Annotated in this window: 20 protein-coding genes; 4 read left to right on the top strand and 16 right to left on the bottom strand. The window is 71.4% G+C overall.

Translation table 11 applies throughout. The features are described 5' to 3' along the window. Nucleotides 1-54 precede the first annotated feature (54 nt). Nucleotides 55-888, top strand: coding sequence for a PIG-L family deacetylase (locus tag GXP76_RS16700; RefSeq protein WP_242572319.1), 834 nt, complete (start codon nt 55-57; stop codon nt 886-888). Between the two features lie 102 nt (nt 889-990). Here the strand turns inward: GXP76_RS16700 and GXP76_RS16695 are convergent, their stop codons facing one another. Beyond that, nucleotides 991-2,643, bottom strand: coding sequence for a serine/threonine-protein kinase (locus tag GXP76_RS16695; RefSeq protein WP_242572318.1), 1,653 nt, complete (start codon nt 2,641-2,643; stop codon nt 991-993). A 260-nt stretch (nt 2,644-2,903) separates the two neighbouring features. Here GXP76_RS16695 and GXP76_RS16690 point away from each other — a divergent pair, with 260 nt between their 5' ends. Continuing rightward, the gene (locus GXP76_RS16690; RefSeq protein WP_242572317.1) at nt 2,904-3,119 is read left to right on the top strand and encodes a DUF6243 family protein; all 216 of its coding nucleotides are present in this window, start codon (nt 2,904-2,906) and stop codon (nt 3,117-3,119) included. A gap of 123 nt (nt 3,120-3,242) precedes the next feature. On the opposite strand, the gene GXP76_RS16685 is transcribed toward GXP76_RS16690, so the two are convergent. The 3 genes from GXP76_RS16685 to GXP76_RS16675 form a co-directional block, all read right to left on the bottom strand. After that, complete coding sequence (locus GXP76_RS16685; protein ID WP_242572316.1) at nt 3,243-3,887, bottom strand: response regulator transcription factor; 645 nt, start codon at nt 3,885-3,887, stop codon at nt 3,243-3,245. Nucleotides 3,888-3,891: 4 nt separating this feature from the next. Next, nucleotides 3,892-5,247: a sensor histidine kinase gene (locus tag GXP76_RS16680; RefSeq protein ID WP_242572315.1), complete on the bottom strand. Its 1,356-nt coding sequence runs from the start codon at nt 5,245-5,247 to the stop codon at nt 3,892-3,894. Nucleotides 5,248-5,345: 98 nt separating this feature from the next. Beyond that, nucleotides 5,346-6,569: a Clp protease N-terminal domain-containing protein gene (locus GXP76_RS16675; RefSeq protein WP_242572314.1), complete on the bottom strand. Its 1,224-nt coding sequence runs from the start codon at nt 6,567-6,569 to the stop codon at nt 5,346-5,348. 405 nt (nt 6,570-6,974) lie between these two features. On the opposite strand from GXP76_RS16675, the gene GXP76_RS16670 reads away from it, so the two are divergent. Together GXP76_RS16670 and GXP76_RS16665 are read left to right on the top strand one after the other, a co-directional pair. Continuing rightward, nucleotides 6,975-7,295, top strand: coding sequence for a GYD domain-containing protein (locus GXP76_RS16670; protein WP_242572313.1), 321 nt, complete (start codon nt 6,975-6,977; stop codon nt 7,293-7,295). Between the two features lie 194 nt (nt 7,296-7,489). Further along, on the top strand, nt 7,490-7,903 hold the full coding sequence (locus tag GXP76_RS16665; protein WP_242572312.1) for an SHOCT domain-containing protein: 414 nt from the start codon (nt 7,490-7,492) through the stop codon (nt 7,901-7,903). 130 nt (nt 7,904-8,033) lie between these two features. Here GXP76_RS16665 and GXP76_RS16660 read toward each other — a convergent pair whose 3' ends face one another. From GXP76_RS16660 to GXP76_RS16605, 12 genes are all read right to left on the bottom strand, one after another. Beyond that, on the bottom strand, nt 8,034-8,819 hold the full coding sequence (locus GXP76_RS16660) for a polysaccharide deacetylase family protein (RefSeq protein ID WP_242572311.1): 786 nt from the start codon (nt 8,817-8,819) through the stop codon (nt 8,034-8,036). Between the two features lie 140 nt (nt 8,820-8,959). After that, on the bottom strand, nt 8,960-9,208 hold the full coding sequence (locus GXP76_RS16655) for an SCO4226 family nickel-binding protein (RefSeq protein WP_242572310.1): 249 nt from the start codon (nt 9,206-9,208) through the stop codon (nt 8,960-8,962). Between the two features lie 191 nt (nt 9,209-9,399). After that, complete coding sequence (locus GXP76_RS16650) at nt 9,400-9,864, bottom strand: VOC family protein (protein WP_242572309.1); 465 nt, start codon at nt 9,862-9,864, stop codon at nt 9,400-9,402. A gap of 79 nt (nt 9,865-9,943) precedes the next feature. Then, a complete protein-coding gene (locus GXP76_RS16645; RefSeq protein ID WP_242572308.1) occupies nt 9,944-10,888 on the bottom strand; it encodes a DUF5996 family protein in 945 nt (314 codons plus the stop codon). Between the two features lie 243 nt (nt 10,889-11,131). Then, entirely contained in the window at nt 11,132-11,728 is a 597-nt protein-coding gene (locus GXP76_RS16640; protein WP_242572307.1) for a hypothetical protein, read from the bottom strand. Nucleotides 11,729-11,938: 210 nt separating this feature from the next. After that, a complete protein-coding gene (locus GXP76_RS16635) occupies nt 11,939-13,492 on the bottom strand; it encodes a cryptochrome/photolyase family protein (RefSeq protein ID WP_242572306.1) in 1,554 nt (517 codons plus the stop codon). A gap of 216 nt (nt 13,493-13,708) precedes the next feature. Continuing rightward, a complete protein-coding gene (locus tag GXP76_RS16630; protein ID WP_242572305.1) occupies nt 13,709-14,713 on the bottom strand; it encodes an ABC transporter substrate-binding protein in 1,005 nt (334 codons plus the stop codon). A 78-nt stretch (nt 14,714-14,791) separates the two neighbouring features. After that, complete coding sequence (locus GXP76_RS16625; RefSeq protein ID WP_242572304.1) at nt 14,792-15,565, bottom strand: ABC transporter ATP-binding protein; 774 nt, start codon at nt 15,563-15,565, stop codon at nt 14,792-14,794. A gap of 1 nt (nt 15,566) precedes the next feature. Continuing rightward, the gene (locus tag GXP76_RS16620; protein ID WP_374361300.1) at nt 15,567-16,682 is read right to left on the bottom strand and encodes a FecCD family ABC transporter permease; all 1,116 of its coding nucleotides are present in this window, start codon (nt 16,680-16,682) and stop codon (nt 15,567-15,569) included. Between the two features lie 26 nt (nt 16,683-16,708). Continuing rightward, nucleotides 16,709-17,737, bottom strand: coding sequence for a pyridoxal-phosphate dependent enzyme (locus GXP76_RS16615; protein ID WP_242572303.1), 1,029 nt, complete (start codon nt 17,735-17,737; stop codon nt 16,709-16,711). Beyond that, complete coding sequence (locus tag GXP76_RS16610; protein WP_242572302.1) at nt 17,658-18,785, bottom strand: GHMP kinase; 1,128 nt, start codon at nt 18,783-18,785, stop codon at nt 17,658-17,660. Before GXP76_RS16610 ends, GXP76_RS16615 begins: the two co-directional genes overlap by 80 nt. Continuing rightward, nucleotides 18,782-19,559, bottom strand: a 778-nt coding sequence (locus GXP76_RS16605; protein WP_242572301.1) for a Rossmann-like domain-containing protein, incomplete at its 5' end; no start/stop codon positions are given. The genes GXP76_RS16605 and GXP76_RS16610, both read right to left, overlap by 4 nt.

Genomic DNA, 19,559 nt, shown 5'->3' with positions numbered 1-19,559 from the left:
GCGGTGCGACCGCCGCGTACTCGGTCCGCGACGTACTTCCGCAGGAGGACTCTGATGACTGACCGGCCTTTGACGCTCATGGCAGTACACGCCCACCCCGACGACGAGGCCACCGGAACCGGAGGGATCCTGGCGCGGTATGCGGCGGAAGGCATCCGTACCGTTCTCGTGACGTGTACCGACGGCGGTTGCGGTGACGGGCCGGGGGGTGTCAAACCGGGCGATCCCGGTCACGATCCGGCGGCCGTCGCCTTGATGCGCCGCCAAGAGCTCAAGGAGAGCTGCGACGTCCTGAAGATCAGCGATCTGGAGATGCTGGACTACGCCGACTCCGGGATGGAGGGCTGGCCCAGCAACGACGCCCCGGGTTCCTTCTGGCAGACCCCCGTGGAGGAAGGCGCCGCCCGGCTCGCGGAACTCATGCGGCACTACCGGCCCGATGTGGTCGTCACGTACGACGAGAACGGCTTCTACGGCCACCCCGACCACATCCAGGCCCACCGCATCACGATGGCGGCGCTGGAGATGACCGAGCTGACACCGAAGGTGTACTGGACGACGATGCCCCGCTCCGGGATGCAGCGGTTCGGGGAGATCATGCGCGAGTTTCAGCCGGACATGCCGGAGCCGGATCCCGCGGAGGCCGCCGCGATGGCCGAGATCGGTCTTCCCGACGACGAGATCACCACGTGGGTGGACACCACGGCGTTCAGCGGTCAGAAGTACGACGCCTTGGCCGCGCACGCCAGTCAGGGCGAGAACATCTTCTTCCTCAAGATGGGCAAGGAGAGGTTCGGCGAGCTGATGGGCATGGAGACCTTCGTACGCGTCAAGGACGCCACCGGCGCGGCCGTACCCGAGAACGATCTCTTCGCCGGACTGCGCTGACCGCCCCTGCCGGCGCGGCGCATGGGCGCACGGGCCTCGACGGGCCCGGCTCCACCTCGCCGTCACCCGCTCCGTCGCTGGTGGACAGGAGCGATGGAGCGGCTAAGCCGCTCCTCGCCAGATCGTCAAGTCGCCCTGGAGAAAGGCGATGTCCGGCATCGCGGTCGACTTCGTCGAGATCACGAACAGGGCGATGTCCCCCGAGGGGCCCTTGATGCAGATTTCGCTGCCGTTCGCCGCGCCGGCGAGCGGGAGGCGGTGGTTCTTCTCGTGCTTGAGCAGCCGACGGCACTCGTCGAGGGTGCCGCCCGGCTTTCCGTACAGCTGGAGGAACACATGCGTATCGCTCTCCAGTTGGCAGCCGTTCGTCGGGCAGCCGAAACGGATGTCCCCCGTGCGGCCCTTCGCTTCCGCGTGAGGGTCGGTGAGATTCACCGAGTTCTTCCTGTCCAGCATGACCAGGGGGTACGGCTCGGGACGCGGCTCCCGGGGCGGGGCCGAGGAGGACGGTGAAGTCCCGGCGGCCGGTTCCGCGACGCCCGGAGCCGCCGGGTCCGAGGAGCCGGACGAATCCGGTGAATCAGATGATCGTGCGGACGGTCCCGTGGGGGACGCCGACGAGCCGGTGGTGTCCCGGTCGTCGCCCCGGCCCTCCGCGTCGAAGACCCGCCAGGCCAGGACCGTCAGCAGCAGCGCGCCCACCGCCGAACCGACGATCATCCCCCGCGCGATGCGCCGCCTGCGAAGCTGACCCTGCCGCCCCTGCGCCTGCGCCTGCGTCAGCCGCACGAACCCGGCCGACGGCTGGGAATATCCGATCAGCGGCTGCGGCTGCGCCGGGGTGGGGTCGGGCACCGGTGGCGGAACCACGACCTCCGGCCCGCTGATCTCCCGCCACACGGGCGGTGCCCCGCCCGCGTCGGCGTCCCCTCCCAGCCGCTGCCGACACCACTCCACGATCTCCGCCGGTGTGGCCCGCTCAGCCGGGTCGGCGGCCAGGCAGCGGGCGAACAGCGGACGCAGAGGTTCGGGCAGCAGGGACAACTCGGGCGCGGAGTGCACGATCCTGTACAAGACATAGACGCCCGCGCCATCGCCGTAGAGCGGCCTGCCCAGCGCCGCGAACGCCGCCGTCTGGGCGAGGGCGAAGACATCGGCCGCCGCCGTGACCTCATCCCCGGACGCCTGCTCGGGCGCCATGTAGGCGGGCGTGCCGACCGTGTGTCCCGTCGCCGTGTACGACGTCGCGTCGGCGGCCACCGCGATACCGAAGTCGATCACACGCGGCCCGTCGGCGGCCAGCAGTACGTTCGACGGCTTGAGGTCCCGGTGCACGATGCCCTCGGCATGTATGGCCTGCAACGCCTCGGCCATCCCCGCCATCAGCCACAGCACGGCGGTCACCGACAGCGGGCCACGGCGGGCCACGGCCTCCGCCAGGGACGGACCGGGGACGTACAACGTGGCCAGCCAAGGCGGTACGCCGTCCGCGTCGGCGTCGATCAACTCGGCTGTGTACGCCCCGCGGACCCGCTGGGCAGCCCTGATCTCCCGGCCGAACCGCCGCCGGAAGTCCGGGTCGTCCGCCAGCTCCGGCCGAACAACCTTGATCGCCACGGGCCGGCCACCCTGGGTGTGCGAGAGGTAGACCCGGCCCATGCCACCGGCCCCCAGCCGGGCGGCGAGCCGGTAGCCCGCCACCACGGGCGGGTCGCCCGCCTGAAGCGGCTGGAAGACATCCGTCGCACCATTCATCGGCCCGCTCCCCCACTCTGACGCATCGGCCAACGGCAGCAGCCTAAGGGGCAGGCGTGTGACCTCGTGGTTTCGGGGTGGCGGCGAGGGACGGGCGAGCGGGACCGATGGAACCGGGTACCGTCTTTGTCATGTTCTTCCAGACGCAGATTGACGAGTGAGAGCGTGACGAGCCCCTGCTGACGTCCCCCTCGACGTCGCCACGCAAGTCCCCCACCGACAGATCCGTTAGATCACTTCACATCACTCCGGGAGAACCCATGACCGTGAGCAAGAACATCAACAACCCCGTGGGCATGGGCGGCGGCCAGCGCAAGCGGCTGTCCCGCGCCGAACGGCAGAACAACGGCCCGCACCGCAACCTCGACCGCAAGGGTGCCGCCGACCGGAAGGCGGAACTGGTGCGCAAGATGCGCGAGAAGGCAGGCGCATCCGAGGACGCCGGACAGACGGACGACGACACGGAACAGAGCTGACGCACCGCAGCCGCAGGCGCGGCACAGCAAGGGGCAGGGCCCGGACCGCGACGTGCGGTCCGGGCCCTGCTGCCGTACCGGGCGCGTCCCGCCCCGCGACTGCGTCCGAAAGCGTCGCCGGGGTCAGTCGTGCAGACCCGCCTCCTGGGCCAGCACCGCCGCCTGGACGCGGTTCGTGCAGGCGGTGCGGGTGAGGATGTTGCTGATGTGGGCCTTGACCGTGCCGGAGCTCAGGTGGAGCTGTGCGGCGATGGCGGCGTTGGAGAGGCCGGTGCCCAGCAGGCGCAGGACGTCCCGTTCGGTCGGTGTGAGGTCCGCGATCCGGCGGGACGCGGCGTCGTTGTCGTGGCCCGACCGGGTCCGGAAGTCGATGAGTTGGCGGGTGACCTGCGGGGCGAGGACGGGTTCGCCGGCGGCGGCGCGGCGTACGGCGTCGATCAGGTCGCGGGGGCCGGTGTCCTTCAGGAGGTAGCCGTGGGCTCCCGCGCGCAGGGCGCGGGTGACGCTCGGTTCCTCGCCGAAGGCCGTCAGCATCACCACCCGGGTACGGGGCGAGTGGCGGGCGATCTCGGCGGCGCCGGTGATGCCGTCGCCGGGCATGCGGATGTCGAGGAGGGCGACGTCGACGAGGTGTGCGCGACAGGCTTCGACGGCCTCGCGGGCGTCCTGTGCCTCGGCCACGATACGGATCTCGTCGTCGTTCTCCAGGATGAGCCGGATCCCGGCCCGCATCAGTGCCTCGTCGTCGGCGATCAGCACACGGATCATCGGCTCATTGTAGAACCGCCATGATCAGCAGGGCGAGAGTGCCGCCGACCGTCGGCAGCAACACCAGCATCGCCGCGCAGCCCCCGCCCAGGAGGCGGGGCCAGGTGAGGACCTCCGTGGACAGCGGGGGCTGGGAGCCCGCCCCGCCGGACACCCGCTCGGGCGGATTGGCGTACACGGGAGGCGCGGCGGGCCGGGCGGGTATCCGGGCGGAGAGGGCGAAGCCGCCCCCCGGGCACGGTCCGGCGTCGAGGGCGCCACCGAGCAGGCCGACCCTCTCCCGGAGGCCGACGAGTCCGCTGCGGTTGCCGCCCCCGGCCGAACGGGGCACCGGCGGGGCGTCGTTGACGACGGTGACCACCACCGTGTCCCCCTCGTCGTGGTACGTCACGCGGACAGGCGCGCCGGACGCGTGCTTCAGCGCGTTGGCCAGTCCTTCGCGGGTGACACGGTGGACGGCCTGCCGGGTGCGGGCATCCGCGTCCGCGGGCCGGGTCGCGTTCCAGTGCAGTTCGGCGTCGGCTCCCGCGCTCCGGGAGTCCGCGACGAGGGCCGCGAGATCCTCGCGGGTTCCCCGCTCGCCGGTCTCCTCGTGGGACTGGTGGCGCAGGACACCGAGGATGCCGCGCAGCTCCTCCATGGCCGTTCCCGCCGTGGTGTGCAGGAGTTCGGCCTGGGCGGCCAGCGGGGGCGCCTGCCGTTCGGCGGCGAGCTGGAGGGCTCCGGCGTGCATCGAGATGAGGCCGATGCGGTGGCCGAGCAGATCGTGCATCTCGGCGGCGATGCGCGCCCGTTCCTCCATGCGGGCCGCCTCGTCGGTGAGCAGGCGGGCCTGTTCGAGGTAGGCGTTGCGTTCCCGCAGCAGCCCGGTCAGCGGACGGCGGCGCCCCAGCATGAGGCCCGACAGCCCGGGCAGCAGGATGAACAGCGCGCTCACGCCGGCGCCGGCCACCACGTACGGCATCGTCGGGAGTCCGCTGAGGGACTGGGCGCCGACCGCCGCCAGTACGGAGCCGGCGGAGCTCGCCCCGACCACCCCCCAGGCGCGCCGTGCCGGGGCGATGCGGCGCGCGGCGGACCACACGAGGCACGGCGCCACCGCCATCGCCCACACGTTCTCCCCGGCGATCACCGGCAGACAGCCCAGGATCGTCAGCGCCGGATACACCCGCCGCGCGGGCACGAGCAGCGCCACCCACACGCCCAGGAGGGCCGTGGGGACCGGGTGGGCCGGCGGTATCAGCGAAATCGGCGTCAGCGAGCACAGCAGGACCAGGCCGACGAGTACGGACTCCGTGACGACGGTCCGCCGGGGCGCGGCGCGCACCTCGTCCCGGATCGCGGCGGCCTCGCGGCACATCCGCCTCCACGGTCGCGCTGCCGGCCGCATGGTTTCCTCCGTGTGGGTGCCGTTCTCAACGGCTCTGCTCGTCATACGCGTCGGCGAACCTTACGGCCTCAGGCAGCTCGCGCCGCTCCTCCCGGGACCCGGAGCTCGGGCTCCGCGCGCAGCGCGGCGACGTCGACCCCGCTCTCGGTCAGTACCCGCTCGATCTCCGCCGCGGACTCCGCGTCCGTCCCGGTCTTGTCCAGCAGGGCGGCCAGCAGGTGGGTCGTACCGACCGTGGGCGAGTCCTGGGAGGAGGCGGTGAACTGCGTGACGTGCAGGAGCCGTCGGTCACGGTCGCCCGTGCCGTCGGCCACCGGGAGCTCTCCCGCCGCGGCCCCGGTGGAGGAGAACAGCAACCGGGCGAGGGCGTCCTGCCGCGCGCCGTGCCGGCGCAGCAGCTCCGCCCCCTGGTTGGCGCCTGTCAGCTTCTCGGGCAGCTCACGTTCCGCGACGGTCAACGACCGGTCCAGCGCCAGTATGCCGAGGAGTACGTCGACGGGCTCCTGCTCCGACGCCCCGCGCCGCACCGCCCCCCGCAGCGCCTCCGCGCGCACCGCGCTCACGACCGCGGAGCCGAACCCCGCGCCGCCCCCGAACACCCAGGCGCTGAGCTTGCGGGTCAGCGGATTGCCGCTCTTCCCGAACGTCCCCGACTTGCGCAGCATCAGCACCGAGCCGGGCTCGGGCACCGTGTCGCCGCCCCGCAACGCGTCGAGCGCCGCCGCGGCGGCGGAGACGTCCAGCTTCTCCACGACCATGGCCTCGCGGGCACGGGTGTCGGGCAACTCGACCAGTGCGTGCGCCACATGGCGGACGCGCACCGAGACACCGCCCTCCTCCCGCGCCGTCTTCACCGCGTTGCGCAGACAGGTCCGCAACGCACCTGTCATCGGCGGGAGTTCGACACTGTCCCGCTCCTCCTCCGCCTTCTTGCGATTCTTCCAGCTCAGCTTCTTGGCCCAGTCCTGCTGGACCTCCCGCCAGAGGGAGTCGATCTCCCGCTCGTCGTCCGGGTCTCCCTCCGCGCCGTCACCCGTGTCGTGGCTGACCCACACGGATGTCCCACGGGCCCCGATCGAACCGCCGAGCGATCCGGCGGCCTTCATCCCGCGGGCGATCGCGGAACCGGCGGCCCAGTCGTCCGACACCAGCGCGGCCAGCACACTTTCCGTACCGACGTCCTCGCGCCCCTGCTTGGCCACGTTGCTCATCGTCTCCAGCAACAGCTTGACGACGTCGCTCTCGAACTCGGCGGTCACGCCGGCGTCGCGGTCGGAGGTTCGCTGGTCCATCGGGTCTTCCTCTCCGTGGTGTTCCCTACCGAGAAGAACGCTAGCCCGCGATCTCCGGCCCGGCGTCGGCCGATCTTCCATGCTTCCGGTCCGATCGGCCGGGTTCTTCCGTCCGGGCGGACGAGGGCCTCGCGGGCCGAGGGGAACATCCCGGCGGCTGCACCGAGTTGAAGGACGGATTCGACGCGGCAGATGCCGGACTCCGCGGCGTCGTGCGACACGACCTCGGCGCGGCAGACCCCCTCGCGAGGGACTGACGGAGAACCGGCGGGAGTGGCCGGCGCAAAGGGGTTCAGCTCCCAACGAGTGAATCCGGCCGTTGGGCAAGTAGGGAGAAGTGCGACCAGGGAAGTTCACTCTGGATCTGCGTCAACGGACAATCGACGGGCACGGAGCGTCTTTCCCATGCCGAAATATCTCATCCAGGCCAGCTATACGCACGAGGGTACGAAAGGGCTGCTCAGCGAAGGCGCGAGCGGGCGACGGGCCGCCGTCGATCAGGTCGTCGGCGGTCTCGGCGGGACGGTGGAGGCCATGTACTTCGCCTTCGGGGAGGACGACATCGTGCTCATCATCGATTTCCCCGACCCGGTCTCCATGGCCGCCGTCAGTCTCACCGTCAAAGCCAGCGGCGCCCTCCACACCCGCGCCACTCCACTTCTCACCATCGAGGAAATCGACGAGGCGGCCCGCCGGCAGGTGAGTTTCCGCGCCCCCGGGCCGTAGGGGCCGCCGCCGGGCCGGGGACAGCCGGTCCCGGGGTGCGGTCCGTCCGGGTGGCGGGGCGCTGGGCAAAGCGTCACCATGGCCTGAGAGTGCCCGCGCCCGCAGGATCGCGCAGCCGCTGAGATCGGTGGACGCGCAGCGCGGGACCGGGGGGAAAGGACGCATTCCCGGCCCCCACGAGCGGAGAACAGACCATGACCGGAGAAGTAACGCTGGCAAACGACTATCCGATCCTGGGTGCCTTCTGGACGGTCTTCTTCTTCGTCCTGAGCGTGTTGTGGCTGATTCTGCTTTTCCGAGTCATCGCCGACGTTCTCAGGGACGACATGACCGGAGGAGCCAAGGCCGGCTGGCTGCTGTTCGTGATCCTCCTGCCCTTCGTCGGAGTCTTCGTCTACGTGGCCGTGCGCGGTCGCGGCATGGGACAGCGTGAACGGAAGCATGCGCGGGCCCGGCAGCATGATTTCGACGAATACGTCCGCACGACCGCCGGGGCCGGAACCGGGGCCAGCGAGGCGGAACAGCTCGCGAAGCTGGTCGAGATGCACGACAAGGGTGCTATCTCCGACCACGAATTCCAGAAGGCGAAGACCAAGGTGCTGCACTGATTCTCACGGCAAGCGGTCTGCCGCCCGTACTGAGCGGGCGGCACGACGGCGGGGCGTTCCGGGCCGGTGTTCAGGGGCCCGCCCCCTCGGGCCCCTGAAGGGGCCGGACGTCAGAACGGGCACAGTTCGGTCAGCGGACGGGGAAGCCGAAGGAGTATCCCTGGTCCCGCAGCCAGGGCAGCACCTCACGCAGTGCGGCCACCGTCTGGGAGCGGTCGCCGCCCGCGTCGTGGAAGAGGACCGTCGGGCCGTTGGGGATCTCGCTCTTGACCGTGGCGACCATGGCGTCCGCGCCGGGACGCTCGAAGTCCTTGGAGTCGACGTTCCAGCCCAGCGGCCGCATCCCCCGGGACGCGGCGAGTTCCCGGCTGTACGGGGTGAAAGCACCGCCCGGGGCGCGGTAGTACTCGGGCCGGACGCCCCCGGACGCCTTGGTGATCATGCGCTCGGCGTCCAGGATCTGCTTCGACTGGTAGGCCTCGGACTTGGTGTCCATGGTGGTGTCGTGCGAGACGGTGTGGTTGCACAGGCGGTGTCCGTCCGCCACGACCGCCTTGACCAGGTCCGGGTGCGCCTGGGCCTGTGTGCCCACCATGCAGAACGTGGCCTTCGTACCACTGTCCTTGAGCAGTCGCAGTACCTGCGGCGTCCAGACCGGGTCCGGTCCGTCGTCGATGGTGATGTTGACGCCCTGGGGGCCGGCGTCCGAGGCGTGGGCGATCTCCGCGGCCACCTGGGCCACCTTCCGGTCCTGGGCGGGGGTGTCCGGCACCGAGACGGCGGGCGGTGACGACTGCTGCCCGCCCGCGGGGTTGGCCTGCGCGCTCCACACCGAGGTGGCCGCGGCCACCGCCGTCACACCGAGCGCCGCCGCGAGGAGCCGGCCGTGCCATCCCCTGCCCTTGTGCCGTGCCATGTCCCCGCCCCTTCGCCGTCACCGCCGATGCCCCGCACCGATGGAGACAGGCGAACACCCCTGCGGGATCCCGCTGTTACCGATCACGGACGAATCCGACGGAGACCGGCGACAAACCCGCGGGGCGGGGTGGACTGCCTTTACGCGCTCAGGGGGACCGAGTGGATCTCGTCCGCCCGGTGGCCCGTTCGGCCGTGGATGCGCTGGACCGCTTCCGCCGAGGGGGCGTCGGAGAGGCAGTAGACCGTGCCGGACTGCGGGTCCGCCCAGACTCTCTCGAAGTGGACGCCTTCCTCCGTCTCGATGGCGACGTCGGCCCGGTGGGCCTGCTTCAGCTGGTCGGCGGTGATGCCCTTCATTCCGTGGTGGACGTCCATGAACTGGGTCATGACGTCGCACCTCCTTCCTGCGTTCACGCCCCGGCGTCCAGAATCGCGAGATGCCCTTGCCGGAGGCGTCATTTCCATCGTGCGCCCCTACGACCGCGGTGGCCAGTTCTCGTCGGCGGTGACCCGGACCGGCCACGGAGGGGATTCAGCCGGTGCCCGATCGTGCCGGGCCGCGCCGGCCTCCGGGAGAGTCACGTCCCGCTTTCCGGCGGGTCGGTGCGATCCGCGAAGGTGCCTTCCAGCATGCCGGTGGCCTGACCGACCTCGATCAGATAACCGTCCGGGTCCCTGATGTAGCAGCGGAGTTCGGCCTTGCGGTCGAGGGGCTCCGTGAGGAATCGCGCGCCCTTGGCGACCGCCTGCTCGTGGAAGGCCGCGATGTCGGCCACCCGTACGTTGAGGAACGAGGACACGGGGTCGCCGGGTTCGGGGGCGGTGAGGACGACGTCGGGCTTGTCGGGTGTGGGGCCGCCGCCCGGGTTCATGATGATCCAGCCGTTGGCGATCTTCACGATGCAGGGGTTCTCCTCCAGCACCACCTGGCCGCCGAACACATCGGCGTAGAAGCGGCGGGAGACCGCGACGTCCCGCACGGTCAGGAAGTGGGTCAGCACCAGGCCCTGCGCGGGCGTCGGCCAGTCGTCACGGGGAGTCATGAGGGTCGTCCTTCCGCTCGTACAGTTCGTGCGCTCGTGCGCTGGTGCGCTCGTCCGCCGCCGCTCCGCCCGCCGGCGCTCAGCGGTCGGCCCAGCGCTCCGGGTCCGTCTCCAGCGACGCCCGGTCCCATCCGGCGCCGTCCGCCGCCGCCGCGTAGGTGCTGCGCAGGAAGCCGGCGAGTGCGCGGTCCGGGTCGGCGGCGGTGCGTACCGCCTCGTACGGCAGCAGGAACTGCCCGTTCTCGCGGCTGTAGAAGGCCTCCGACGGGGTGACCGGGCTGTCGGCGAATCCGGCGGGCTCGGGGTAGGCGTACGAGTAGAAGGCCCCCTCGTCCCCGCCGCCGGGCCAGAAACCGCAACTGCTCAGCTCGTGCGAGTACCCCTCCACCATCACCCAGTCACCGCAGTTCGGGGCGCCCCCGGGATGTGTGGGCGCGGTGCGCCCGGAGAACCGGGTGCACGCCAGGTCCATCGCCCCCCAGAAGAAGTGCACCGGGCTCACCTTGCCGACGAACTGCCCGCGGAATTCACCCAGTACACGGTTCGCCTGGAGGAGTTGCCGCCAGAACAGGTGCGCCGCACGCGGGTCGTAGGTGTGGTGCTGGTAGTCCTGCGAGAACGGGACCGCCGGCTCGACCTCGTTCGGATGGTCCTGGATGGTCGTGGGGACGCCCAGTTCCTCCAGCGCCCGCCCGACGCGGGCGTGGAAGTCGGCCACCGGCATCGACTCCAGGGCGATGGCGCGGGCTCCGCCGTCGCTGGTGCGCACACGCAGCACGTGGTCGACGAAGTCGAATTCGATGTCGAAGGCTCCGGCGCCGTAAGGAACGGCGGAGGTGGTCAGCCCACGGGGAGTGACGTAAAGGGCCACCTGCCACCAGTGGTTGAGCAGGGGGGCGTGCGCCAGCCGGACCTTGCCCACGATCTGCACCCACATGTGCAGCGTCTCGCGCGTATCGACCCAGTCGTCGACGCGCAACAGCGGCCACGCCGACCCGGTCCGGGAGGTTTCCGTGGTGCTCATGATCGTGGCCCTCTGCTCGGCGGCGTCGGACGACTCCCCGTCCCCTCCACCGTGCGCAGCCTTCCGCCCGCCCGCAACTCCGGCGTCGCGCCCGGATTCCCGGCTCCCCGTCCCCGGAGGTGAGGCGGAGAGCGGCACCGTACGCACGACAACGCCCGGCCGGGGAAACCCCGGCCGGGCGTTGTCGTCGAGCCTTACCGGCGGCAGCCCCGCCGCCGGTGTGATTCCCGATCCGGAATCAGGTCAGATCGTCGGTGTGTCGTCGACGACTTCCTTGTGCGGTTCGACGATGAACTTCCAGCCGTCGCTGGGCTCCAGGAAGCGCACCCGGGTCGGGTAGATGTCCAGGGCGCGGCGGTCGCGCTGGCTGCTCGCGTTCTTGCGTCCCCGGGCCGGCTCCTCGAACAGGTCGACCTTCACGTCCGGAACCGCGACGACTTCCTCGCTCCAGCGCTGGACGATCCCCGCGCCGAAGGCGTCCCGGGCGGCGGCGTAGAGGGAATCCAGGGATTCCATGTTTCCGTTGGGAACGAAGAGAGCGAGATTCAGAAGGACACCGGCGCTCTGGAGAACCTCGATTTCCTCCCCCGCCTTGTCGGCGATCCAGATTCCGCGTTCTTCGGCATTGTCCGGGAGAACGTGGATTTCCTGGCCGAAGGACGTCCTCGCGGTGAAGGAACCTCCCTCGAAATTCTTACCCGGCTCCGTAAGGAAAGCCGGGGCGTAGCAGTCGAGAGGAAGGCCATCCATCTCTGCCGAGACGAAGATGCCGTCCTGGAGGCCCAACTCCGAAACCTCTTCGGCCGTAAGACGTCGAGCCGTAACCTTCTCGGTATTCACGCCATTCCCCTTTTTTCGTGGCGTCCTGTGAATCAATAAGACCCTATCACGAGAACCGTCAACCAGTTCCCGTTACGGCCCACTTGGCGATCACGACAGTGCTGGTCAGACCGCCGGGTAATTTATTCCGGTAGCCCGTTTCGACGGTGTTTTCGGTAACGAATTAAGTCCCGAAGTGAAATGCGAACCGGCAGGGCACAAGCACACCGGTCAGGGAGGTGTGTCGCCGCGCCGCGAAGCCGAGTCGAGGAGTTCCGGCAGGTCGCCGAGGCGGTCGAGACCCTTGACCGCGCGCGCCATACGGTGGTTGGCGGCCAGCCGGGCGCGGTGGCGGTGCAGGAAGGCCCAGTAGCCGGCGGTGTACGGGCAGGCGCGGTCTCCGGTGCGGTCGGTGGGGCGGTAGGCGCAGGGGCCGCAGAGGTCGCTCATCCTGTGGATGTAGGCGCCGCCGGAGGTGTAGGGCTTGGTGGTCATGAGGCCGTTGTCGGCGTACTGGGACATGCCGACGACGTTGGGGAGCATCACCCAGTCGTAGCCGTCGACGAAGCAGCGGTGGAACCAGTCGGTGACGGCCGCCGGGTCCCAGCCGTCCTGGAGGGCGCGGCTGCCGAGCACCATCAGGCGGGGGATGTGGTGGGTCCAGCCGGTGTCGCGTACCTGGGCGAGCACGGTGGACAGGCAGTTGGCGGTGACGGCGTCGGCGTCCAGGTCGAGGAACCAGTCCGGCAGGGGGGTGGTGTGGCGCAGCGCGTTGCGGTGGCGGTAGTCCTCGCCGAAGTGCCAGTAGAGGTGCCAGACGTACTCGCGCCAGCCGGCGATCTGCCGGACGAAGCCCTCGACGCTGTTGAGGGGCGCGTCGCCGGCCCGGTAGGCGTGCTCGGCGCGCTCCACGCACTCGGCCGGATCGAGGAGTCCGAGGTTCAGGGGCGCGGAGAGCAGGCTGTGGCTCAGCACCGGGTCGGCCGCGAGCATCGCGTCCTCGTGGCGGCCGAAGTCCGGCAGCCGGTGAGTGATGAAGTGCCGCAGCGCGGACAGGGCTTCGCGCCGGGTGGCGGGGAAGCGCCTGGGGCCGTCACGGCCGACGAAGGAGACGGCGCCGTCGCGCTCCCAGCGGTCGAGGTCGTGGCGTACCTCCTCGTCGATGGAGTCCTCGCGCGGGCGCCAGGGCCCCCGGACGTCGAGCGTCTCCCGGCCGCGCGGAGGGGGTTCGCGGTTGTCGTGGTCGAGGTTCCACCGGCCGCCGGCGGGCTCGTCGCCGTCCATGAGCAGGTCGTGCCGCCCGCGCACCCAGCGGTAGAAGCCCTCCAGCCGCAGACCTTGTCCACCGCCGCGGCCGCCGGACCATTCCGCGAAGTCGTCGTGGCTCACCATGAAGCCCTTCGCCGGCAGGACCTCGACTCCCTCCAGCGCTTGGGCGAATTCCAGCGCCCGGCGTGAGGTGGGGTGGCAGACCGTCAGTCGCCCGCCCGCGTCGCCGTCACGCGTGGCCGACCGGCGGGACACGGGGCGGCCGAGGGCCCGCTCCAGGCCCTCGGCGTACGTCTCGGCCCGGACATATGTGACACGGTCGCCGAGTTCGGCGGCGCGGTGCCGCATCGCCGACAGGACGAGATGCGCCTTGGCCCGGTGGAAACGTCGGCGGCGCAGCACCGAGCGGGCCTCGATCATGACCACCGGTGCCCGGGCGTCGGGGCCGCCGTGGCGCGGATTGATGAAAAGCGGACCGAGTTGGTCCCCGAACAGCCAGTGGGTGCGTGGCGCCATGGGTGCTGCCTCTCGCGGTCGCCGCCGCCGCGCGGGGGCGGCGCCGGGGTGCCGGAGAGGCGGCCCGCGCACGGGGCGGTTGCTCGCGGTGACCATCGGATCCACCGCCCGACCGATGCTGTCAGCCTCCACCCGCACCCGTACGCAGACACTCCGTCGGAGCCGCGCGGCGTCGCGGCCCGCCGGCCGGCCGCCGTCCTCGGACAGCCCTGAGGTTCAGCGACTCAGTGAGGTGAGGTAGGCCGCGAACTTCTCCAGGCCGTCGATGTTCCGCGGACCGCTGATGCCTTCGTTGTAGTCGAGGACGAAGAACCGGTTCTTCCGCACGGCCGGGAGCCGGCTGGTGCGCGGGGATTTCCTCAGGAAGTCGATCTTCTCCTTCGCCGGCTGGTCGCCGTAGTCGAGGATGATGATCACCTCGGGTGCGGCCCGTGTGACGGCTTCCCAGTTCACCTGGGTCCAGCGCTCGTCGAGGCCGTCGAAGATGTTCCGGGCCCCGGCGGTCTTGATGATGTCGTTCGGCGGGACCTGGCTGCCGGCCGTGAACGGCTGGTCCGTGCCGGAGTCGTAGAGGAACACCGGCAGCGGGTCGGTCTTCGGCGCGGCAGTCCTGACCTTGTTCACGCGCTCCTTGAGGCCGTCGACGACCTCGGTCGCCCTGTCCTCCACGCGGAAGATCTTCCCGAGCCGTTCGAGGTCGGTGTAGAGGCCGTCGAAGGGGGCCGTCCTCTCGGGAAAACCCGGGTAGTTGTAGCAGCTCTCGGTGTGCATGAAGCTCTGGATGCCGAGTCTGTCGAGGATCTCGGGTGTGATGCCGCGCCGGTCGCTGAAGCCGGAGTTCCAGCCGGCGACGACGAGGTCGGACTTGTGGGAGACGACGAGTTCCTTGTTGAGGAGGTCGTCGCTGAGCATCTCGACCTCGGCGTACTCGGCGGCCCAGGGGGACTCGCTCACCGGCGGGTTGGCCGGGGGCATCACATAGCCGAGTACGTGGTCGGTCAGGCCGAGGCTGAACAGCTTGTCGGCGCTGCCGCCTTCGTAGGCCACGGCCTTCTCCGGGACGGTGTACGGGACGGATTCGCCGCACCGGCGCACCGTGACCTCGGCGCCCGCCTCGGAGTCGGTCTCGATGTCGGCGCCGCAGCCGCTCAGCAGGACGGCGAGGATCAGGGCCGGGACGACCGGCAGGGCGGGTCGGCGTACCGCGGGACGTGGGGACATGGGTCTCTCTCTGTTCGTGGTGGTGTTCACGGGTGCCGGACACCGGTGCTGGTCGCCGGTGCTGGTCGCCGGTGCCGGTCACGGGTGGGCCGGGAGTACGTACAGCAGTTGCGGATCGCCGGTGCGCGGGTGGCGTACGACGTCGGCCCGGACGCCGAACACCTCCCGCAGGAGTTCGGCGGTGAGGACCTCCTCGGGCGTGCCCGAGGCGACGAGGCGGCCCCGGGAGAGGACGGCGAGCCGGTCGCAGGCGGCTGCCGCGAGGTTGAGGTCGTGCAGGGCGACCAGGACGGTCGGGCCCGATCCCCGCAGCAGGGCGAGCAGTTCGAGCTGGTGGCGGATGTCGAGATGGTTGGTCGGCTCGTCCAGGACCAGGACCTCCGGTTCCTGGACCAGGGCGCGGGCCACCAGGACGCGCTGGCGTTCGCCGCCGGAGAGGGTCAGGATCCCGCGGTGGGCGAGATGGCCGATGCCGAGCCGGGCCATGGTGCCGGTGACCAGACCCCGTTCGCGTTCGCTCGGCGTCCGGTTGCCGCGCAGATGCGGGGCCCGGCCGAGGGAGACGACCTCCTCCGCGGTGAAGTCGAGGTCGACGGAGCTGTCCTGGGTCATGGCGGCGACGGCCCGCGCGCTCTCGCGCGGCGTCAGCGAGGTGAGGTCGCGCCCGTCGAGGAGCACCGTTCCGCCGGTGGGTCTCAGCGCGCGGTAGACGCAGCGCAGGGCGGTCGACTTGCCGCTGCCGTTGGGGCCGACGAGACCGACGATCTGGCCGGTGCCGACGTGCAGGGACAGGTCCCGCACCAGGGTGTCGCCGTCCAGCGCGAACGTCACGCCGTCGAGGGAGAGTTCCATGTCAGCGGCCTCCGAAGAGATAGCTCCTGCGGCGCATCAGGGTGATGAAGACCGGTACTCCGACGAGCGCGGTGATGACGCCGAGCGGCAGTTCGCGGGGAGCGGCCAGGGTGCGGGCGATCAGGTCGGCCCACACCATGAACACCGCCCCGGCCAGGGGCGCGAGGGCCAGGACCCGCGCGTGTCCGGCGCCGGTCACCAGGCGTACGAGGTGCGGCATGACCAGGCCGACGAAGCCGATCGCGCCGCTGACGGCGACCATGACCCCGGTCAGCAGGGAGGCGAGGAGGAGCAGGAACCGCCGGTGCCGGTCGGGGCTGACGCCGAGACTGATCGCGGTCTCGTCGCCGAGTGCCAGGACGTCCAGGGAACGGCTCCGCCGGCGCAGGACCGCGATGCCGAGCAGGACGGCCGCGGCCACGACCGGCAGGGCGGCCCAACTGGCCGCGCCGAAGCTGCCCATCGTCCAGTACAGGACGGTGCTGGTCGCCTCGCCGCTCGGCGCGAGGTAGATGATCACGCTCATCACGGCCTGGAGTCCGAACGAGACGCAGACGCCGGTGAGTACGAGCCGCAGCGGGGACAGGGCGCCGCCGCGCGAGGAGGCGGCGTACACCAGGAAGGAGGCGAACAGCGCGCCCGCGAACGCCCCGGCCGACACCGCGTGGAGACCGAGTCCCGCGAGCCCGCCGGTGACCGTGACACCGACGGCGCCGACAGAGGCTCCGGAGGAGACGCCGAGGACGAACGGGTCGGCGAGCGCGTTGCGGACCATCGCCTGGACGGCGACACCGACCGCGCTCAGCCCGGCGCCCACGAGGGCCGCGAGCAGCACGCGCGGGGTGCGGATCTCCCAGATGATCTGGTACGTCGTGATGTCGGCCGGCCCGACGCGGCCTCCGGTGAGCGCCGCCCACAGGAGACGTGCGGTGTCGGCGGGCGGGACCGGCGCCGGGCCCAGGCTGATGGCGAGGAGTACGGAGACCGACAGCAGTACGGCGAGGGCCGCGCACAGCGCCGCGACGCCGGCCGGACGGTGGAGCCGCCCCGCGGCCGGGGCGGCCGGGGGTTCGGGAGCGGCGTTCGCGCGGATGTCCTGAAGTGGCGGCGCGGGCACGGGAGTCGGCGTGGGGTGACGGGGTGTCAACGGATCCGCCGTTCAGGTCCGGCCACGGGTACGGGCGCGGGCGCGCGGTTCCAGTCCATCCGGGACCACGGGTGCGCGAGATCGTCGAGCGTGTCCACCGTGCGCGGTGCGAGGGCGTCGGCCGGCTCCGCCGTGCCATGACGGGCGAAGACCGAGTCGGTGTAGCGGTGGCCGGTGTCGGCGGCGACGAACAGGAAGGTCCGGCCGGGGTCGCGGCCGCGTTCCCAGCGTGCGGCCAGGTACGCGGCCCCGGCGGAGAGTCCGGCGAAGACGGCGTGCCTGCGCAGGAGGTCGACGCTGCCCGCGAGCGCGGTGCGGAAGCCCAGCCAGTGCAGGGTGTCGTAGAGGGTGTGGTCGACATTGGCGAAGGGGATGGAGCTGCCGATCCCGGCGATGATGATGTCGGGGTCGGGCACGTGCTCGCTGCCGAAGGTGACACTGCCGAACGGCTGCACCCCGATGAGTCCGACGCCGGGTGAGTGTTCCCGCAGCCGGCCGGCGAGCGCTCCCGTCGAGGCGCCGGAGCCGACTCCGCCGACCACGGTGAGCGGGCCGGTACCGGTCTCCTCGTGGATGCGGTCGGCGACGGCCCGGTAGCCGAGGTAGTGGATGTCGTCGTGGTACTGGCGCATCCAGTGGTACCCGGGGTGCCGGGCGAGGATCTCGTGGACGCGGGCGACCCGGCGCTTCTGGTCGAGCTTCAGGTCGTCGCTCGGGTCCATCTGCTCGAACTCCGCTCCCAGCACGGCCAGTTGCGTGCGCAGCGTGTGGTCGACGGTCGTGGAGCCGATGATGTGGCAGCGCATGCCGTAGCGATGGCAGGCCAGGGCGAGGGCGTACGCGTAGATGCCGCTGGAGCTGTCCAGCAGGGTGTCGCCGGGCCGTACGGTGCCGGTGTCGAGCAGATGCCGTACCGCCGCCGTGGCGGAGACCGCCTTCATGGACTCAAAGCGCAGACAGATGAGCCCTTCGTCCAGGCGTATCAGGTCGGGGCGTCCGATCGCGTCGGCGATGTGCTCGTCCATGGCGGGACTCCTCGCTGGTCGTGAACGACGTGTTCGACGTGTACGACGTGGAAGGCGGGCAGGGCGTGCGGGGCGCCGGGGAATCGGCGGGCGGGCGGGTCGTGAAGGTCCTGGTGACCGGGATGCCGTCCCGTCGCAGAGCGGCCGCGCAGCGGCGGAGGCGGGCCTCCAGGCCGGTGGCGGCGGGGTCGAAGAGCAGCCCGGCCACGCTGCCGCTGTGCGCGATCTGCACGCCCACGGCCCCCGTACGCTCCGCGACGCGCGTCAGACGGTCGAACTCCGGGTGGCGCAGCACCCGTTGGGCGCGCCGCGCGCTCTCGGTGCTGACGTGCCCGAGCAGCCGGGTGTCCCCCTCGGCGACCGCCCGCCGCAGCAGCGAGCGCAGCCGCTCGTAGGCGCGTACGTCGTCGTCTCCGCGGGCCGGGGCCGGGAGGGACAGGGTGTCCACGGGCCGTCCCGCTCCCAGGGCGCAGCCGACCACCACGGCGGGCGGCAGCGCGTCGCCGAGAACTTCGAGGACCCGGCCCTCTCGCTGTGCGAACAGCAGCGGGCGGCCGTCGAGCATCAGCGGGTCGGACGCGCGCTCGGCCCGTACGGCGATACGGGCGACGGTCCGCGACGGCAGCCGCAGCCCGCAGGCGTCCGCGACGGCACGCACCGCGGCGATGACATCGCTGCTGGAGGACCCCATGCCCAGCCCCAGCGGGACATCGCCGCTGAGCCGCAACTCCACCGCTCCGAGGGCCACTTGGGGACGCCGGGCACGGCACTCCCGCAGGGCGAGGGTCGCGGCGCGCAGCGCCTTCGTCCGGTCGGGCGGGTCGACCGAGTGGCTGCCGGGCGGGGTGCCGGGTCGCAGTACGGCGTCGGCGCGGGTGCCGAGACCGGTCAGCGGCAGGGTGACCAGCGCGGCGCACCGCCGGCCCCGGGCGTCGAGGAAGACGCCTTGCAGGATCTCGCCGTGGTGACAACTGGCGTACCCCGTACCGGAGATGGCGGACCCAGCCGACGGGCCGCCCGGCCCGGCACCGCCCCCGAAGGCCGTCACGCGCCGGTCCCGGCGGGCGCGCGGTAGCGGTACAGCGTCGTCGGCTCCGCGCTGAACTGGGAGAACGGGAACGGCTCGGCGGACAGCGCCGTCACGCCCGACCCCAGGAACGCGCGCGCCACCGCGCTGCCCGTCTGGGCGTAGACGATCAGCGGCACCGCGCGTTGGCGGCAGCGGGCGAGGACGGTGTCGAACGTGCCGTTGCCGAGGGTCATTCCGGTGGCGATGACCACGTCGGAGTCGGCGAGTACCGTCTCCGCGCTGTCGCTCACGGGGTCGCCCCACTGGGTCGTACGCAGGTTGAAGTCGCAGAGCAGCGGGCTGCCGCCGCGCTCGCGGACCGCGGCGACCAGCGGATTGACCACGCCGATGAGCCCGACCCTGGCACCGGGCGCGATGTCCAGCAGACCGGCCACGGCCGCGTCGCGGGCCTTCGCCCGGGTCTCCGGGGTCCCGGCGGGCAGGGGCACCGGCTCGGCACGCGAGGGCCGGGAGTGCGGGTCGGCCTCGGTGAGGTAGGCGTCGAGCGCGGCGATCCGGACCGGCCGGGGAGCCTCGCGCAGCAGGACGTCCAGCGGCGCCCCGGACGCTTCCCGGCAGACGGCGGGGTCGATCTCACCGGCTTCGAAGGCGCAGGCTCCGAACGATCCGCCGAGCCTGATGAGTACGTACTGGTTGAGGTAGGTGGTGTCGCCGCCGGCGAGGCGTGTGCCGTGGTGGATCCAGAACGCGCTGGTGGCCGTGAGACCGGCCGGGTCCGGGCCGTACGCTCCC

Source organism: Streptomyces sp. NP-1717, assembly GCF_022695985.1.
Classification (GTDB): Bacteria; Actinomycetota; Actinomycetes; order Streptomycetales; family Streptomycetaceae; genus Streptomyces.
The sequence above is the reverse complement of the archived record's forward strand: the minus strand, read 5'-3'. Positions and strand labels throughout refer to the sequence as shown.

Coding starts and splice junctions, on each gene's coding strand:
- GXP76_RS16635 (WP_242572306.1), bottom strand. CDS start 13,492: ATGGCGCCACGCACCCACTGGCTGTTCGGGGACCAACTCGGTCCGCTT.
- GXP76_RS16660 (WP_242572311.1), bottom strand. CDS start 8,819: ATGGCACGGCACAAGGGCAGGGGATGGCACGGCCGGCTCCTCGCGGCG.
- GXP76_RS16690 (WP_242572317.1), top strand. CDS start 2,904: ATGACCGTGAGCAAGAACATCAACAACCCCGTGGGCATGGGCGGCGGC.
- GXP76_RS16625 (WP_242572304.1), bottom strand. CDS start 15,565: ATGGAACTCTCCCTCGACGGCGTGACGTTCGCGCTGGACGGCGACACC.
- GXP76_RS16685 (WP_242572316.1), bottom strand. CDS start 3,887: ATGATCCGTGTGCTGATCGCCGACGACGAGGCACTGATGCGGGCCGGG.
- GXP76_RS16655 (WP_242572310.1), bottom strand. CDS start 9,208: ATGACCCAGTTCATGGACGTCCACCACGGAATGAAGGGCATCACCGCC.
- GXP76_RS16645 (WP_242572308.1), bottom strand. CDS start 10,888: ATGAGCACCACGGAAACCTCCCGGACCGGGTCGGCGTGGCCGCTGTTG.
- GXP76_RS16670 (WP_242572313.1), top strand. CDS start 6,975: ATGCCGAAATATCTCATCCAGGCCAGCTATACGCACGAGGGTACGAAA.
- GXP76_RS16665 (WP_242572312.1), top strand. CDS start 7,490: ATGACCGGAGAAGTAACGCTGGCAAACGACTATCCGATCCTGGGTGCC.
- GXP76_RS16700 (WP_242572319.1), top strand. CDS start 55: ATGACTGACCGGCCTTTGACGCTCATGGCAGTACACGCCCACCCCGAC.
- GXP76_RS16680 (WP_242572315.1), bottom strand. CDS start 5,247: ATGTGCCGCGAGGCCGCCGCGATCCGGGACGAGGTGCGCGCCGCGCCC.
- GXP76_RS16615 (WP_242572303.1), bottom strand. CDS start 17,737: ATGGACGAGCACATCGCCGACGCGATCGGACGCCCCGACCTGATACGC.
- GXP76_RS16630 (WP_242572305.1), bottom strand. CDS start 14,713: ATGTCCCCACGTCCCGCGGTACGCCGACCCGCCCTGCCGGTCGTCCCG.
- GXP76_RS16675 (WP_242572314.1), bottom strand. CDS start 6,569: ATGGACCAGCGAACCTCCGACCGCGACGCCGGCGTGACCGCCGAGTTC.
- GXP76_RS16650 (WP_242572309.1), bottom strand. CDS start 9,864: ATGACTCCCCGTGACGACTGGCCGACGCCCGCGCAGGGCCTGGTGCTG.
- GXP76_RS16695 (WP_242572318.1), bottom strand. CDS start 2,643: ATGAATGGTGCGACGGATGTCTTCCAGCCGCTTCAGGCGGGCGACCCG.